General features: G+C 68.4%; 17 protein-coding genes and 1 tRNA gene. 16 read left to right on the top strand and 2 right to left on the bottom strand.

Features of this window, described 5'->3' with window-relative positions; genetic code table 11:
• The 9 genes from QH276_RS19785 to QH276_RS19745 all read left to right on the top strand — a co-directional run.
• Positions 1 to 576: FtsB family cell division protein (locus tag QH276_RS19785; RefSeq protein ID WP_280406849.1), on the top strand; the 576-nt coding region annotated here is incomplete at its 5' end.
• A complete protein-coding gene (locus QH276_RS19780) occupies positions 573 to 1115 on the top strand; it encodes a DUF501 domain-containing protein (protein ID WP_280397408.1) in 543 nt (180 codons plus the stop codon). The genes QH276_RS19785 and QH276_RS19780, both read left to right, overlap by 4 nt.
• On the top strand, positions 1112 to 2059 hold the full coding sequence (locus tag QH276_RS19775; protein WP_280397407.1) for a Ppx/GppA phosphatase family protein: 948 nt from the start codon (positions 1112 to 1114) through the stop codon (positions 2057 to 2059). The genes QH276_RS19780 and QH276_RS19775 overlap by 4 nt, the downstream gene beginning before the upstream one ends.
• A gap of 79 nt (positions 2060 to 2138) precedes the next feature.
• Positions 2139 to 3599 carry a peptide MFS transporter gene (locus QH276_RS19770; RefSeq protein ID WP_280397406.1) on the top strand — a complete coding sequence of 487 codons (1461 nt, stop codon included), beginning with the start codon at positions 2139 to 2141 and terminating at the stop codon, positions 3597 to 3599.
• 39 nt (positions 3600 to 3638) lie between these two features.
• Positions 3639 to 5117: an amino acid permease gene (locus tag QH276_RS19765; RefSeq protein ID WP_280397405.1), complete on the top strand. Its 1479-nt coding sequence runs from the start codon at positions 3639 to 3641 to the stop codon at positions 5115 to 5117.
• 48 nt (positions 5118 to 5165) lie between these two features.
• Complete coding sequence (locus QH276_RS19760; protein WP_280397404.1) at positions 5166 to 5678, top strand: hypothetical protein; 513 nt, start codon at positions 5166 to 5168, stop codon at positions 5676 to 5678.
• Positions 5679 to 5736: 58 nt separating this feature from the next.
• Positions 5737 to 5810: transfer RNA gene (locus QH276_RS19755), tRNA-Leu, on the top strand.
• Positions 5811 to 6138: 328 nt separating this feature from the next.
• Positions 6139 to 6552 (top strand): hypothetical protein, encoded by a 414-nt coding sequence (locus QH276_RS19750; RefSeq protein WP_280397403.1) that lies wholly within the window; start codon positions 6139 to 6141, stop codon positions 6550 to 6552.
• Positions 6543 to 6770, top strand: a complete 228-nt coding sequence (locus QH276_RS19745; RefSeq protein ID WP_280397402.1) for a hypothetical protein — start codon at positions 6543 to 6545, stop codon at positions 6768 to 6770. The genes QH276_RS19750 and QH276_RS19745 overlap by 10 nt, the downstream gene beginning before the upstream one ends.
• Before the next feature lie 7 nt (positions 6771 to 6777).
• Here QH276_RS19745 and QH276_RS19740 read toward each other — a convergent pair whose 3' ends face one another.
• Complete coding sequence (locus tag QH276_RS19740) at positions 6778 to 7428, bottom strand: Uma2 family endonuclease (protein WP_280397401.1); 651 nt, start codon at positions 7426 to 7428, stop codon at positions 6778 to 6780.
• 268 nt (positions 7429 to 7696) lie between these two features.
• Here QH276_RS19740 and QH276_RS19735 point away from each other — a divergent pair, with 268 nt between their 5' ends.
• Genes QH276_RS19735 through QH276_RS19725 form a run of 3 tightly spaced genes read left to right on the top strand, consistent with a single transcriptional unit; the run spans position 7697 to position 9955 of the window.
• Entirely contained in the window at positions 7697 to 8218 is a 522-nt protein-coding gene (locus QH276_RS19735) for a gluconokinase (protein ID WP_280397400.1), read from the top strand.
• Positions 8215 to 8988: an SDR family oxidoreductase gene (locus QH276_RS19730; RefSeq protein ID WP_280397399.1), complete on the top strand. Its 774-nt coding sequence runs from the start codon at positions 8215 to 8217 to the stop codon at positions 8986 to 8988. The genes QH276_RS19735 and QH276_RS19730 overlap by 4 nt, the downstream gene beginning before the upstream one ends.
• 40 nt (positions 8989 to 9028) lie before the next feature.
• Positions 9029 to 9955 carry a D-isomer specific 2-hydroxyacid dehydrogenase family protein gene (locus QH276_RS19725; RefSeq protein WP_280397398.1) on the top strand — a complete coding sequence of 309 codons (927 nt, stop codon included), beginning with the start codon at positions 9029 to 9031 and terminating at the stop codon, positions 9953 to 9955.
• 6 nt (positions 9956 to 9961) lie between these two features.
• Here QH276_RS19725 and nac read toward each other — a convergent pair whose 3' ends face one another.
• Positions 9962 to 10873 (bottom strand): nitrogen assimilation transcriptional regulator NAC, encoded by a 912-nt coding sequence (gene nac, locus QH276_RS19720; RefSeq protein WP_348536600.1) that lies wholly within the window; start codon positions 10871 to 10873, stop codon positions 9962 to 9964.
• Between the two features lie 273 nt (positions 10874 to 11146).
• Here nac and QH276_RS19715 point away from each other — a divergent pair, with 273 nt between their 5' ends.
• From QH276_RS19715 to QH276_RS19700, 4 genes are read left to right on the top strand one after another with little or no spacing between them, the layout of a single operon-like run.
• Positions 11147 to 11953, top strand: a complete 807-nt coding sequence (locus QH276_RS19715; RefSeq protein ID WP_280397396.1) for a LamB/YcsF family protein — start codon at positions 11147 to 11149, stop codon at positions 11951 to 11953.
• Positions 11941 to 12645 (top strand): 5-oxoprolinase subunit B family protein, encoded by a 705-nt coding sequence (locus QH276_RS19710; RefSeq protein WP_280397395.1) that lies wholly within the window; start codon positions 11941 to 11943, stop codon positions 12643 to 12645. The genes QH276_RS19715 and QH276_RS19710 overlap by 13 nt, the downstream gene beginning before the upstream one ends.
• Complete coding sequence (locus tag QH276_RS19705; protein ID WP_280397394.1) at positions 12638 to 13696, top strand: biotin-dependent carboxyltransferase family protein; 1059 nt, start codon at positions 12638 to 12640, stop codon at positions 13694 to 13696. Before QH276_RS19710 ends, QH276_RS19705 begins: the two co-directional genes overlap by 8 nt.
• Positions 13693 to 15057: an MFS transporter gene (locus QH276_RS19700; protein WP_280397393.1), complete on the top strand. Its 1365-nt coding sequence runs from the start codon at positions 13693 to 13695 to the stop codon at positions 15055 to 15057. Before QH276_RS19705 ends, QH276_RS19700 begins: the two co-directional genes overlap by 4 nt.
• The last annotated feature ends 5 nt before the right edge of the window (positions 15058 to 15062 follow it).

The following is a 15062-nucleotide window of genomic DNA, read 5'->3' as shown; positions in this document are numbered from 1 at the left end:
GGCGGCCGCCCCCCCGGGGCGGGGGGGGGGGGGCCCCCCCGGGGCGGGGGGCCGGCCCGCGCCCCCCCCGCCCTGTGGGGGGGGGGGGGGTGGGGGGGGGGGGGGGGCCCCCCCCCCCCCCCCAGCCGCGAATCCGGCGGCCGGGACTGGTCGGAACGGACGATCCTCGGACTGTCCGCCGGTAAAGCGATCATCCTGGCGATGGTGGTGTGCGCCTTGGCGATGACGCTGGCCGTGCCGATGCGCACGTTCTTCACGCAGCGCGCCGAAGCCGCCCAGCTGGCGGCCGAGCGCAAAACGCTCGAGGCGGATATCGCCGTGCTGAAGGACCGCCGGGCGCAACAGGAGGATCCGGCCTATATCCGGTCCGAGGCGCGGGACCGGTTACGGCTGGTGATGCCGGGGGAGACGCCCTATATCGTGCAGGTGCCGGGAATCGAGGTGCCCGCTATTCCCGACCCGCAGGCGCCGAAGGCCGAACCCGACCCGTGGTACACCGACCTGTGGCGCAGTATTTCCGAACCCCCACCCACCGAACCCGCAGCACCCGCGCCGCAGCCGGAAGGACCCAGGTGAGTACACCCGACGACCGAGATCTGCAGATCGTCGCCGAACAATTGGGCCGCGCCCCGCGCGGGGTGCTCGCCATCGCCTACCGCACACCCGACGGGCAGCCGGCAGTGGTGAAAACCGCGCCGAAGCTCCCCGACGGAACCCCCTTCCCGACGCTGTACTACCTGACCGATCCGCGGCTCACCGCCGAGGCCAGCCGGTTGGAGTCGGCGGGGGTGATGAAGGAGATGACCGAACGCCTGCACCGCGACCCGGAGTTGGCCGCCGCCTACCGGGCCGCGCACGAGAGCTATCTGGCCGAGCGGGACGAGATCGAATCCCTGGGCACCGATTTCACCGGCGGTGGTATGCCGGACCGGGTGAAATGCCTGCACGTGCTGATCGCGCACGCGCTGGCCAAGGGGCCCGGGGTGAACCCGCTGGGTGACGAAGCGGTCGCGCTGGCCGCCGACAACGGATTACGCGGGACCGCGGTGCCCGCGGACTGGCCGCGATACGAACCGGCGGAAGACGCACCGTTCGCTTCTGAGGAGACACGATGAACGACCGGGTCGCCGCGGTCGATTGCGGCACCAATTCGATCCGTCTGCTGATCGCCGATATCGGCGCCGACGGCACGCTCAGCGACGTACATCGGGAAATGCGGATCGTGCGCCTCGGTAAGGGGGTGGACGCGACCGGGCGGCTCGATCCGGACGCGATCGAACGCACCCGGGTCGCGCTGGCCGACTACGTCTCGCTGATGATCGAGCACGAGGTGCGACGGGTGCGGATGGTCGCGACGTCGGCGACCCGCGACGCGTCGAACCGGGAGGATTTCTTCGCGATGACCCGCGCCGAACTGGGCCGCGCGGTGCCGGGCGCCGAGGCCGAGGTGATCACCGGCGACGAGGAGGCGCGGCTGTCGTTCGCCGGTGCGGTGGGGGAGTTGCGCCCGGAGGACGGGCCGTTCGTGGTGGTCGATCTGGGTGGCGGTTCCACCGAGCTCGTGGTCGGCGACGCCGAGGGGGTGCGGGCGGCGTTCTCGGCCGATATCGGGTGTGTCCGGGTCACCGAACGGTGCCTGCACGGGAACCCGCCCGAGCCGGCGCAGGTGGCGGCGGCGCGGGAATTCGCGACCGAACGGCTCACCGAGGCCTTCACACAGGTGCCGGTGGACGGCGCGCATACCTGGGTCGGGGTGGCGGGGACCATGACCACGCTCGCCGCGGTCGCGCTGGACCTGCCCGAATACGATTCGGCGAAAACACATCTGGCGCGGATCACACTGCCGGAGCTGAACGCGGTCTGCGATCGGCTGATCGCGATGAACCACGACGAGCGCGCCGCGCTGGGTCCCATGCATCCGGGGCGGGTCGATGTGATCGGCGGCGGTGCGGTGATCACCGAGGTGCTGGCCGCCGAACTGGCCGAACGGGCCGGTATCGATGCGCTGGTCGTCAGCGAACACGACATCCTGGACGGCATAGCCCAGTCCATCGCCTGACCGCCGCGCGCGTCGCCGTGCGGTATCGGTTCTGTGCGGGTTGCCACGCGGCCGGTGTGGTTCGTGGCACAGTCGGAGGATGTCGGAAGCACCCTCGGCGGCGGTCGCCGGCCGGACGTTCTTCGGCCACCCGATCGGGCTGGTCAACCTGTTCGGTGTCGAGCTGTGGGAGCGGTTCTCGTTCTACGGGATGCTCACGATCCTGGGGTACTACCTGTACTACGAGACCACCGAGGGCGGGCTCGGGCTCGATCAGGACGCCGCGGTCGGGCTGGTCGGCGCTTACGGCGGGCTCGTCTATCTGTGCACGGTGCTCGGTGGGTGGGTCTCGGACCGACTGATCGGGATGGAGCGGACCGTCTTCTACGGCGGGGTCGTGGTGATGGCCGGGCATATCGCGCTGGCGTCGATCCCCGGACTCGCCGGCGTGGGGATCGGGCTGGTTCTGGTAGCCCTGGGTAGCGGTGCGCTGAAATCGAACGCGTCCGCGCTCCTGGGCACGCTCTATCCGAAAGGTGACGCGCGGGTCGACGGCGGATTCACCCTGTTCTATTTGGGGATCAACCTGGGCGCGTTCACCGGGCCGCTGCTCACCGGGCTGTTGCAGCGCGAATGGGGCTTCCACGCGGGGTTCGGGGCCGCCGCGGTCGGGATGGCGCTCGGACTGATCCAGTACGTGATGTTCCGCCGCAATCTGGGCACGGCCGGCCGAGAGGTCCCCGATCCGCTCCCACGCAAGGCGGTGGGACCACTGGCGGGGGTGGTCCTCGCCGCGCTCCTGGTGATCGTGGGTGCGCTGGTGACGGGGCTGGTCACGATCGGCAATCTGCCCGATGTCACCACCGCGCTGATCGTCGTCGCCGCGCTGGTGTACTTCACGGTGCTGCTCACCAATCGCCGGGTGACCCGGATCGAACGGAGCCGGGTGTGGGCGTTCCTCCCGCTCTTCGTGGCGAATGTGGTGTTCTGGGCGCTGTTCCAGCAGATCTTCACCGTGCTCGCCGTGTACTCCGACGAGCGGATGGACTGGAATATCTTCGGCTGGACGGCACCCTCGAGCTGGATCGGATCGGTGGAACCGGTGTGGATCATCACGCTGTCGCCGCTGTTCGCGCTGCTGTGGACCCGCCTGGGCGACCGGGCGCCGAGCACACCCCGTAAATTCGCGCTCGGGGTGGTGGGGATGGGGGCGGCGTTCCTGCTGTTCGTGCCGCTGGCGGGCAGCACGGGTAAGGCCGTGCCGGCGCTGGCGGTGCTGTTCATCATGGCGGTGTTCGCGATCTCGGAACTGCTGATCTCGCCGATCGGGCTGGCCGTCACCACGCAACTGGCGCCCGAACATTTCCGGGCACAGATGATGGCGCTCTATTTCCTCTCGGTCGCCCTGGGCACCACGCTGTCCGGGGTACTGGCGCGTTTCTACTCTCGAGACGCCGAATTCGCCTATTTCGGGATCACCGGGCTCGTGGCGATCGCGGCCGGCGTGGTGATTGCGGCGCTGTCGTCGTGGATAACCAGATATATGTCGGGAGTGCACTAGCGTTCCCGGTACTCGCGCCAGAAACACGAGGAGGCCGCCGTGACGACCCCGACCAGCCGCAGTTCGCTGTTCCGCACCAAATCGGTGGAGCAGTCGATCCGCGACACCGACGAGCCCGGCGCGAAACTCCGCAAGGACCTCACCGCGTGGGACCTGGCGATCTTCGGTGTCGCCGTCGTCATCGGCGCCGGTATCTTCACCCTCACCGCCCGCACCGCGGGTAACGTCGCCGGGCCTTCCGTGTCGCTGGCCTTCGTGTTCGCGGCCATCGCCTGCGGGCTCACCGCACTGTGTTACGCGGAGTTCGCCTCGACCGTGCCGGTGGCCGGTAGCGCCTACACCTTCTCCTACGCGACCTTCGGCGAGCTCGCCGCCTGGATCATCGGCTGGGACCTGCTGCTGGAATTCGCGCTCGCGGCGTCCGTGGTCTCCAAGGGTTGGTCCCAGTACCTCGGCCAAGTGTTCGACCGGGGTGCCGCGGTGGTCGAGATCGGCGGCGTCACCTTCGACTGGGGCGCTGTCCTGCTGATCGCGATACTCACCACTCTGCTGGCGCTGGGGACGAAACTGTCCTCGCGGGTCTCGGCGGTCGCCGTGGCGATCAAGGTCGGGGTGATTCTGCTGGTGATCATCGTCGGCCTCACCTTTTTCGATTCCGCCAACCTGACCCCGTTCATTCCGGAAACGGTGCCGCACGAGGAAGGCCACGGCCTGACCCAGTCGCTGTTCTCCTGGGTAACCGGCGGTGGAAACAGCAGCTTCGGCTGGTACGGCCTGCTCGCCGCGGCCAGCCTCGTCTTCTTCGCGTTCATCGGATTCGACGTGGTCGCCACCGCCGCCGAGGAAACCAAGAATCCCCAGCGCGACCTGCCCCGCGGCATCCTCGGCTCGCTGATCGCGGTGACGATCCTGTACGTGGCGGTCTCCATCGTGCTCACCGGCATGGTGCCCTACACCGAACTCGCCGGCGACGACGCCACCCTCGCGACCGCCTTCGCGCTCAACGGCGCCGACTGGGCGAAGAACATCATCTCCATCGGCGCGCTGGCCGGCCTGACCACCGTCGTCATGGTGATGCTGCTCGGCCAGACCCGGGTGCTGTTCGCCATGTCCCGCGACGGCCTGACTCCGCGCTGGCTGGCCAAAACCGGCGAGCGCGGCACCCCGGTGCGGATCACCGTGATCGTCGGCGTGGTGTGCGCGCTGCTGGCCGGGTTCGTCGAGTTCGGCACGCTCGAGGAAATGGTGAACATCGGCACCCTGTTCGCGTTCCTGCTGGTCTCCATCGGCGTGGTCGTCCTGCGCCGCACCCGCCCCGACCTGCCCCGCGGTTTCCGGGTCCCGCTGGTGCCCTGGGTGCCCTTCCTGGCGGTGCTGGCCTGCCTGTGGCTGATGGTGAATCTATCCGTCGAAACCTGGCTGCGTTTCGTAGTCTGGATGCTGCTCGGTTTGGTGATGTACTTCGCATACGGCCGGCGGCATTCGCTGCTCGGCAGGTCCGCTTCCGAACAGGGGTGAATGGCGATGCGTCTACCGTGGCGGTGGTTCCGGCGCCGGGACAACCCGGTGGCTCGTGCACCACAACGATCCGATGCCTCGGGTACCGAGCAGGTGGTGGAGTGGATCGACGCCGTCACCACCGGCCTCGCCACCGCTGCGCCCGGCCCGCCCGAGGCGGCGCCGGCCCGGGTCTGTGACGGTATGTTCACGGCGGCGACGATCGTCGCGGTACTCATCGACAAGATTGCCGACCGCACCGAGTACCGGGTGGCGAACAACCGCTGCATGGCTTCGGCGGTGGATTTCATGAAGGTCCTCGGCGAGGACACGTTGCGCCGCTACCGGATCGCCGGGGTGCAGCCCGTCGGCTGGGAGAACCTGGGCCCGGATATGGACGAGGCCCTGATCGCCCGCCGCCTCGGCCAGTTGGGCGAAGCGCTGCAATTGGCGTTGCTGGCGGTGACCACGGACTACGATCTGCCCGATGAGGTCCGCGAGGCGGCGGAGGAATCAGGCCTGCTGGCCGCGGACGTGCTGGTGGAGGCTTGCCAAGCAATTCAGACAGACACCACCATGTGACTCCCAGTTGCTGGGTATTCCGGTACGGGTGTACGAGTCGGTAGTGTGTGGTCCGCACGCCCCCATAGCCCAATTGGCAGAGGCAGCGGACTTAAAATCCGCCAAGTGTCGGTTCGAGTCCGACTGGGGGCACCGCTACGCCGCAGGTAGGACACATTGTCCGAGGTCAGCTGACAGGTCGATCGGGGGTGCCGCCGGACGCGTCCACGTCGGTGAATTTCTGAGTCGCCGGTTCGTTAGGCCTGGTCGGGAAGGTTTGCAACCGGTGCCGTGGGTATCCGCCGGTCGCAACGATTCCCCGGACCGGAGGGCTTCTGCGATGTCGGGCCGAGAACAGCGTTTCGAGATCCCCAGTCGTGATCAACAGGGTAGGACCGGGAGAGAGCCCTTCTACTTGCCGAACCTGATCGCGGGAATCGTTGCGAGTGCCGGGGTGATCGTAGGGAGCATCGGTCCCTGGGTGAGCGTGTTGTTCGTATCGGCGAATGGGCTCGAGGGGGATGGCGTCTTTACGCTGGTGCTCGGTGCGGTGGCGGTGCTCGTGTTGTTCACGATGGTGAGTACTTCCCGGGAGCTGCCGGCGCCGATTCCGTGGATAGTGCCGGGTGCCGCTCTGATCTGCTTGATCGTCGCCATGGTCGATATCGGGGAGATCCTGCGCGGCCGGAGTGACGGCGGCGGGGAGGTCGGTCTGCAGGTCGGGTGGGGGTTGTGGCTGGTCGCGCTCTCGGCTGCCGTCCTGTGTCTCACTTCGACCATGGTGGCGGCTCGGTCGGGCCCGTGGCCACACCGTCGTACGCTCCGGCTCCGGAGCCGACACACAACCGCGGGAGCGTTCCCGCTGCTGCCGATGTCTGCGCACCGGTGCGCGTAACCGCCGAGTTCGCGAATTCGGCTGTCGCCAATTCGGTCACCTCGTGTGAGTTCGCCGAGCAGGTGCGGCTTGCCTATCTGGACCAGCCGGTCCGCGACGGCACCGTATCGGTGGCGGCGAGTAGCCCGGTGACCGGGCAGACCTACCGGATGACCTGCACCGGCGGCTCGGTCGTCGAATGTACAGGTGGAAACAACGCCGTGGTGTACCTGTACTGAAGGACGTTCAGAACTGTAGGGCGGACCAGGGGATGGTGATGGGGAACGGGTGGTCGATGGAGATCGCGCCCGCGTCGGTGGGGGACCAGGCACCGGCCAGGATGTAGTTGGCCCTGTGCAGCACGGTGATCCCCGGGGGCGGGTCGATTTCGGGTACGAGTGTGTAGGCGTGGATATGCGCGATTTCACTGCGCTGGGTGGCGAGGGTGACCTCCCAGTACCACGGAATACCGGCCTTCGCGTAGCGGGCCCTCTTCAGCTCCATATCGGCGTCCGAGTTGGACGGTGACAGGACTTCGCCGACCAAGACGACGCCATCGGAGCGCACGTACTGATACGGCTGGGGCAGGCATCGGCAGATCATGAAGTCCGGGGTGACGAAGTCCGACATCCCGGTAGGCCCGAAGAAAACGTTGGTTTCGGTGCACACCCGCCAGCACTGCTCCGGGTCGGCCGACATGGCGCTGCGTGCGCAGCGCCGAAGTTCGCTCCAGAGCAGGTTCGTGAACTCCTGATGTTCGTGTGGGCCGCGGCGCAGCCACACGACCCGCCCCTCCCAGAGTTCGATGCGCTCGGCGATCTCCTCGGGGAGCTGCCCGAGTTCCTCCCACGTCATGTATTCCGGCAGCTCTGGGCGCTCGCCATCCGGAATCGACATGCGGACCATGGTACCGGCGGAGGGACGCAGATCCAGGTTCGGAAATGGTTCCGTCGGCCGAGCCGTGGCGCGGAGCGCAGGGTGCCGGCACCGTCGCATCCGCTTCGCGAGCAGCCTCGTGCCCGGTGCGCCCTTATCGGCGCCGCGCCCCCGTCCCTCGGATTTCGTTATGACGTCCTTTCGAACCGGTATCGCCTGGTCGTTGCCGCGGCGGGGTGGTTTCGGGCAGGCTCGGTGCGAGATTGTCGAATTCGACGGGTAGGAGAGTATGGGCGGCGAGCGGCGACCCCACATCGTGGTGATGGGTGTGGCGGGCTGTGGGAAGACCACCATCGCCCGCCGGGTGGCCGAGTTGCTGGGGGCGGAGTTCCTGGATGCCGACGATCTGCATTCCCGGGCGAATATCGAGAAGATGGCCGCCGGTACCCCGCTGACCGAGGCGGATCGGGAACCGTGGCTGGCCGCCGTCGCCGAACGGCTGGCCGCGCGGGACACCCGGTATGTGGTGGCCTGCTCCGCGTTGCGGCGGCGGCATCGCGAGCTGCTGCGGGCGGGGGGCGAGCCGGTGGTCTTCGCGCATCTGCACGGACCGCCGGAGGTGATCCGGGCCCGGATGGCGCAGCGCAGCGGTCATTTCATGCTGCCCGGGATGCTCGATTCACAATTGGCCCTGCTCGAACCGCTCGAACCCGACGAACCGGGCATCGTGCTGGATATCGAATCCCCGCCCGAACAGCTCGCGCGGGCAGCGGCCGATTTCTCCAACGATTACCGGAAGGCGGCTCCGTGAGCGCACACCCCAGTTTCGATATCGCCGGCAAGGTGGCGCTGGTCACCGGGTCGAGCCGGGGGATCGGCTACGCGCTGGCGTCCGGGCTCGCCGAAGCGGGGGCGGTGGTGGTGCTCAACGGGCGCGATCCCGAGACGCTCGGGCGCAGCCGCGACGAGATCGCCGGCCGGACCGGTGCGGCGGTGCATATCCGGGCCTTCGACGCGACCGATTCCACGCAGGTGGCGGCCGCGGCGGCGGATATCGAAGCCGAGATCGGTCCCGTGGAGATCGTGGTCAACAACACCGGTGTGCAGCATCGCAGCCCGCTGCTGGAATTCTCCGACGAGGATTACCACCGGGTCCTCGATACCAACCTGTTCAGTGCTTTCTGTGTGGGGCGCGAATTCGCGCGGGCGATGGTCGAACGCGGGCGCGGCAAGATCGTGAACATCTGCTCGGTGCAGAGTGAGCTGGGGCGGGCCGGGATCGCGCCGTACGCGGCGAGCAAGGGCGGGTTGAAGATGCTCACCCGGGGAATGTGCGCGGACTGGGCCCCACTCGGGTTGCAGGTGAACGCGATCGCGCCCGGATATTTCGATACGGTGCTCACCGAGGCGCTGGTCCAGGACGAGGATTTCAGTGCCTGGCTGGCCAGGCGCACCCCGGCCGGGCGCTGGGGACGGACCGAGGAACTGGTCGGTGCCCTGTTGTACCTCGTCTCGCCCGCGTCCGATTTCGTCAACGGCCAGATCCTGTACGTCGACGGCGGTTTGACCGCGGTGGTGTGACAGCCTGTCGCCGTATCCGTTCCGATCCAGAAAGCGCAACGTGTCCCACAGCAGAGCTCCCCGAATCCATCTCGGCCCCGATCACGAGACCGCGCTCGCGGCCGGTATCGAGCGCGGAGGTGGTGTCCTGGTCCCGCTCGCCGAGGCCGAGGCGGTCGTTTGGGCGCAGGGACCCGATACGTTCCCCGGGCAGCTGCCGGATGCGGTGCGCTGGGTGCAGCTGCCTTCCGCAGGGGTGGAACCGTGGCTGGCGGCCGGGCTCGTCGATGATCGCCGCACGTGGACCTCGGCCGCCGGCGCGTATGCCGGAAATGTCGCCGAGCATGCGGTGATGTTGCTGCTGGCCGGGGTGCGCGGGCTCGCGGAGCAGTCGCGGGCGGTGTCGTGGCGGAAGGCCGAATTCGATCCCCGGGTCGGGACACTGCGCGGTACGACGGTGGCGATCGTCGGCTGCGGCGGTATCGGCCGGGCGATGATTCCGCTACTCACCGCATTCGGCGCCGAGGTGCTGGCGGTGAACCGGTCGGGTACCGCGGTGCCCGGCGCGGCGGAAACCGTGCCCGCCTCCCGGACCGGAGAAGTCTGGTCGCGAGCCGATCATTTCGTCATCGCGGCGCCCGCGACCGCGGAGACCGCGCATCTGGTGGACGCGGAGACGCTGGCGCTGATGAAGTCCACAGCCTGGATCGTGAATGTGGCGCGGGGGTCGCTGATCGACACCGAGGCGCTGGTGAACGCGCTGCGTGACAATACGATCGGCGGTGCGGCGCTCGATGTCACTGATCCGGAACCACTACCCGAGGGCCACCCACTGTGGTCGCTGCCCAACGCGATCGTCACCCCGCATATCGCCAACCCGGCAACGGGTCTCACCCGCGCTCTGGCGGATCATGTCGCGGCCAATATCGAGCGGTTCGCTGCCGGGCAGCCCTTGCTCGCGGTGATCGACACCGCGCGGGGGTACTGAGCTCGGTCATTGCGCCCGGCGGGCGGAACTGTTCGCTATATAGTCGGCGACCACCGCGCGCAGGATTTCGCGGACCGCCTCCGCCGGTTTGGACAGTGGCTGGTTCGCCGGGACACCGAGCGAGACCTGCACGGTGATGGCGGGTTCGATGCGGCGCAGTTCGAGGTTGTCGACGGTCATGATGCGCCGCGCCACCGACAGCGGTAACACGGTGGAGCCCAAGCCGTTTCGTACGGATTGTGCCATCAGTGTCACCGATTCCACTTCGCCGACGACATGGGCTTTTTCCAGCGCCCGGTCGTAGGCCTGTTCGACGACCTTGCGGATCGTGTGGGTGGGGCCCGGCAACAGCAGTGGCAGACCTGTGAGCCGGGCGATCGGGACCGCCGCTCCCGTCTCTCCGGGCAACCCGGTACCGGGTGGGGCGACCACCATCAGTTCCTCGGTGAGCAGGGGTTCGAAGGTGACGCCTTTGATGGGTCCGGTGTCGTAGAGCAGGGCCATATCCATCCGGCCGGTCATCATCGCCTCGCTGAGCACGCCGCCGAAATTCTCGTTGATATGCAGCAGGATGCTCGGATATCGCTCGCGCACCGCCATGAGCAACGGCAGGGCGATGGCGTTCACGGTGCTGTAGGGGGCCAGGCCCACCGACACCCCGCCGGCGAGTTCGCGCCCGACCACGCTCACCTCGGCCTGCGCGCTCTCCACCTGCCGCAGGATGATCTGCGCGTGCCGGTACAGCGCGCGCCCCGCCTCGGTGGGTTCCACACCTTGTTTGTGCCGGATCAGCAATTGCTGCCCGAAATGCGCTTCCAGCGCCGTCATCTGCTGGCTCAGCGCGGGTTGCGCGATATGCAGGATATCGGCGGCGCGCGTGATACTGCCGGCGTCGACGATGCGCACGAACGAGAACAAGCGTCGGGTATCCACCTCGGTTCACCTTTCTGGAAGCGACGTTGTCGCACGCCGGGATTTCCACATTGTTGCCGGACAGGTACAGGCCGGTATCGAACCGGGGCCTCCGAATCCGTATCGCTTCCTATCAGTGCTGGTCAGATGGCATAAAGGTTTGTTATCGCCTCACCGGAAACCGGTATTACCCGGCTACCGGATTTACTGCGTAACGTCCGATGAACACCCGGAGTTCACGCAACCGGTACTCGTAGTTTCCTCGTCCGCGGAGGCATCATGGCACCTGCAATCGACCTTGTCGCCGATATCGGTGAAAGCTTCGGTGCGTGGACGATGGGCGATGACGGCGCCTTGCTCGAGGTTCTCAGCTCCGCCAATATCGCGTGCGGTTTCCACGCCGGCGACCCGCGGACCATGGACCGCACCGTCCGGGAGTGCGCGGCGCGCGGTATCGGGATCGGCGCGCATCCCAGCTTCCCCGATCTGGTCGGTTTCGGCCGGCGGGCGATGGACCTCACGGCCGAGGAGGTACGCACGGATGTGCTGTATCAGCTCGGTGCCCTGCACGCGTTCGCCGTCGCGCACGGCACCGCGGTGACCCATCTGGCACCGCACGGCCGGCTCGGCAATCTGGTCGCCACCCGTCCGGACTACGCGGCCGCGGTGGTCGCCGCGGTACGGGCGTTCGACCCGGACCTGATCGTGCTCGCCCAGGACGGCGAACTCGCCGACCACGCCCGTGCGCAGGGCATCCGGGTCGGGATCGTCGGTATCGTGGACCGCGCCTATCGCGCCGACGGCACCCTCGTACCCCGCTCCGAACCGGGAGCGGTGATCCACGATACGGCCGAACTGGTCCGGCGGGCGGTGCGCCTCGTGACCGAGGGGGTCCTCGACGCCGTGGACGGCACCCCGCTGTCGATTTCCGCCGATACCCTGCTGCTGCACGGTGACAATGCCGACGCGGTCACGCATGCGCGGGCCATCCGCACAGCGCTCACCGAGGCGGGTGTGCGGATCGCGCCGCTGGCGGGGCTACTCGCCGACCGGGCCGGGCGGGGGAGCGCCGCGTGTCCGGCGTGACGACGGCCGGGTACGTCGTCACCGAATGCGGGGACAGCGCGGTCCGGGTCGATACGCGGGGCCGCGAACGGGAGGAAGCCTGGCGGGTCGTGCATACGATCGCCGCGGCGCTGGACGGATACGCCGAGCGGTACGCGCTCACCGGAATCATTCCGGCCTATGATTCGCTGCTCGTCGAATTCGATTGCACGGTAACGGATCACGAGTCCATCAAGGAGTTGATCGGGGGACTGGGCGACGGGCCGGCAGTGTCCGCCGCGCCGCGCGAGTTCGACATTCCGGTGGTCTACGGCGGGGAACACGGACCCGATCTCGAGGAAGTCGCGCGGTATCTCGATATCACCCCGGCCGAGGTGATCCGGTTGCACGGGGCGGCACCGCTGACCATGCGCTGTTACGGTTCGCCCGGCGGTGCGCCGATGCTCGACGGTCCCGCCTTCCCGGCACCGGTCCCGCGCCGCGCCGTACCGCGCCCGCATGTGCCGGCGGGCGCCGTGGCGGTGGCCGGCCGGCAGGCCGTGATCTCGGCCCGCCCGGCGCCGGGTGGCTGGCCGGTGATCGGCCGTACCCCGCTCACGCTGGTGGACCCGGCCGCCGAGCCGATCTCCCGGTTCCGCCCGGGCGATCGCTTCCGTTTCCACGCCGTCCCCGCCGCCGAGTGGTCCCGACACGCGGGAGCCGGCCTTGGCTGAATGCATCACCGTCCGCGAGCCCGGTAACACCGTGATCCAGGACCTGGGCCGGTACCGGGCCGCGCGGGTCGGCCAGATGACCGGCGGCGCGCTCGACCGGTACAGCGCCGAGGTCGCCAATGCCCTGGTCGCGAGTGATTCGTCCGCGCCGCTGCTGGAACTGCTGGCCGCGGATTTCGCGGCGGTGGCGAGTACCGATCTGCTCATCGCGGTGACCGGCGCTCCCGCCGACGTCCGGGCGGACGGTCTGCCGTGCCCGCGGTGGGAGCCGTTCGTCTGGCGCGCCGGTACCGAGCTGACGGTCCGCGGTATCCGCGACGGGTTGCGGGTCTACCTCGCCGTGCACGGTGCGATCGCGGCGGAGCGGCTGCTGGGTAGCTGTGCGCCGGATTCGGTGCTCGGATTCGGGCACCGGCTGACGGCCGGGTCGGATATAGCCGTGGAGGTCGACGGCCCGACGGCCGATCACCCGCATTTCCGGCTCCCCGTGCTGCGGTTCGGTGCGCGGCCCGCGCCGTTCCCGGCGGAATGGACCATCGACGTCACCGACGGCCCCGACGCCGCCGAATTCGCAGACACCGGCCGGCGGTTGTTCGAGTCGCCGTTCGTGGTGGGTGTGGACAGCAACCATATCGGCCTGCGGCTGACCCCCGTGGACCCGGCGCAGCCGCTGCCGCGCCGGATGGCCCGCGGGGAAGTACTTTCCCGCGGCGTCCCGATCGGCGCCGTGGAGGTGCCGGCCGGTGACCAGTTGCTGGTCCTGCACCGCGGCCGCGGGGTGACCGCCGGCTATCCGGTGCTCGCCGTGGTCACCGCGGTCGGGCTCTCCCGGCTCGGGCAGGTCAGGCCGGGTCAGCGCGTGCTGTTCCGGCATGTCACCATTGCCGACGCGGTACGTCGCTACCGGGCCCAGCAGGCCGCCATCGAACGGCTGCGCACCCGGGTGGCGGCGGCGTTCGCGGAGCTGCGCATCCCCGTGCACATCACCCCACCGACATCAGGCCCGCCATCCGGCCCCGCAAACCCGCAGAATCACCTGGAGTACCCATGACCGACACGATCTTGCCGACCGGCACCGCCGGCCCCGTGTCCCGGCCCGAAACATCCGAACCGGCGAAGCCCGGCTCACTGCGCCGCGTGGTGCTCGCGGGATGCGTGGGCATCTTCGTCGAGCTGTACGACAACGGCATCTTCGCCTTCATGGCGACGGCGCTGGCGATCGTGTTCTTCGATGTGTCGAAGTCCAGTGACGCGCTGATGCTGGTGTTCGCCGGCTACGCGATCTCGTTCTTCGTCCGCCCGCTGGGCGCGGTGGTATGCGGCATCCTCGGCGACAAGATAGGCCGCCAGAAGATGCTCGTATTCGTCATCATGCTGATCAGCGTGGCGACCGCGGGTATCGGCCTGTTACCGACCTACGCCGCGATCGGCGTCGCGGCCCCCGCGCTGCTGATCGCGTTGCGATTCGCGCAGGGTTTCTCCGTCGGCGGCGAAGCGGCCGGCGCGATGACCTTCCTGGCCGAACACGCCCCCGACGGGAAACGCGGCCTGATCACCAGCTACGCGCAGATCGCCTCGTTCCTCGCGCTGCTCACCGGTACTCTCGTCGCCTTCGCCATGTCCCCGTGGCTGACGGTCGAGGCCATCGAGGGCGGCGGCTTCGGCAGCTGGGCCTGGCGTATCCCGTTCCTGATCGCGATCCCGATGGGTGTGATCGGCTGGTACATCCGGCGCGCGATCAGCGATACCCCGAACTTCGAGAATCTGAAGGAGTCCGGGGGCCTGTCCCGCAACCCGCTGCGGGAAGCCTTCGCCTCCCCGGAACACCGCCGGGCCATGCTGCTGGCGCTGTTCATCCCGCTCATGAACGGGTCCGGCTACTACGTCCTGTTCTCCTACATGCCGACCTTCCTCAAAGGCGACGAACTCGGGTTCTCCACCGGAACGGCGCTGGTGGTCACGGCTGCGAGCCTGGTCGCGATCTCGGTGGCCATCCCGTTCATGGGCGCGCTCTCGGACAAGCTCGGCCGCAAGAAGGTGATCGCGGGCGCCGCGCTGGCCATGGCCATCGGTGCCATCCCGTGCTACGCCCTCATCGCCACCGGTAACTTCGCGCTCGCCGTTCTCGGCGCCTGCATCATGGCGGTGATCTTCGCCGGGCACAGCGCGGTGATCCACATCCTGATCGTCGAACTGTTCCCGACGCGGGTCCGCTACTCGGCCTACGGGGTCGGCTACAACATCTCCTCGGCCGTTTTCGGTGGTACGGCGCCGCTGCTGATGACCTGGCTGATCCCGCAGTTCGGCATCTACGTTCCCGCCGTCTACGCCGTCGTCACCGCGCTCGGCACCTTCGCCGCCGTCAGCACCGTCACCGACCGCGCCCATCTCCCGCTGCGCGACACGCTCTGAAGTCT

It is taken from the genome of Nocardia carnea, from assembly GCF_029869215.1.
Lineage (GTDB): Bacteria > Actinomycetota > Actinomycetes > Mycobacteriales > Mycobacteriaceae > Nocardia > Nocardia carnea_B.
This window is presented reverse-complemented; position numbering and strand designations above follow the sequence as displayed.

Excerpts from the sequence above, each read along its gene's own strand:
- QH276_RS19775 (WP_280397407.1), top strand. The coding sequence starts at position 1,112 with ATGAACGACCGGGTCGCCGCGGTCGATTGCGGCACCAATTCGATCCGT.
- QH276_RS19770 (WP_280397406.1), top strand. The coding sequence starts at position 2,139 with ATGTCGGAAGCACCCTCGGCGGCGGTCGCCGGCCGGACGTTCTTCGGC.
- QH276_RS19740 (WP_280397401.1), bottom strand. The coding sequence starts at position 7,428 with ATGTCGATTCCGGATGGCGAGCGCCCAGAGCTGCCGGAATACATGACG.
- QH276_RS19735 (WP_280397400.1), top strand. The coding sequence starts at position 7,697 with ATGGGCGGCGAGCGGCGACCCCACATCGTGGTGATGGGTGTGGCGGGC.
- QH276_RS19715 (WP_280397396.1), top strand. The coding sequence starts at position 11,147 with ATGGCACCTGCAATCGACCTTGTCGCCGATATCGGTGAAAGCTTCGGT.
- QH276_RS19700 (WP_280397393.1), top strand. The coding sequence starts at position 13,693 with ATGACCGACACGATCTTGCCGACCGGCACCGCCGGCCCCGTGTCCCGG.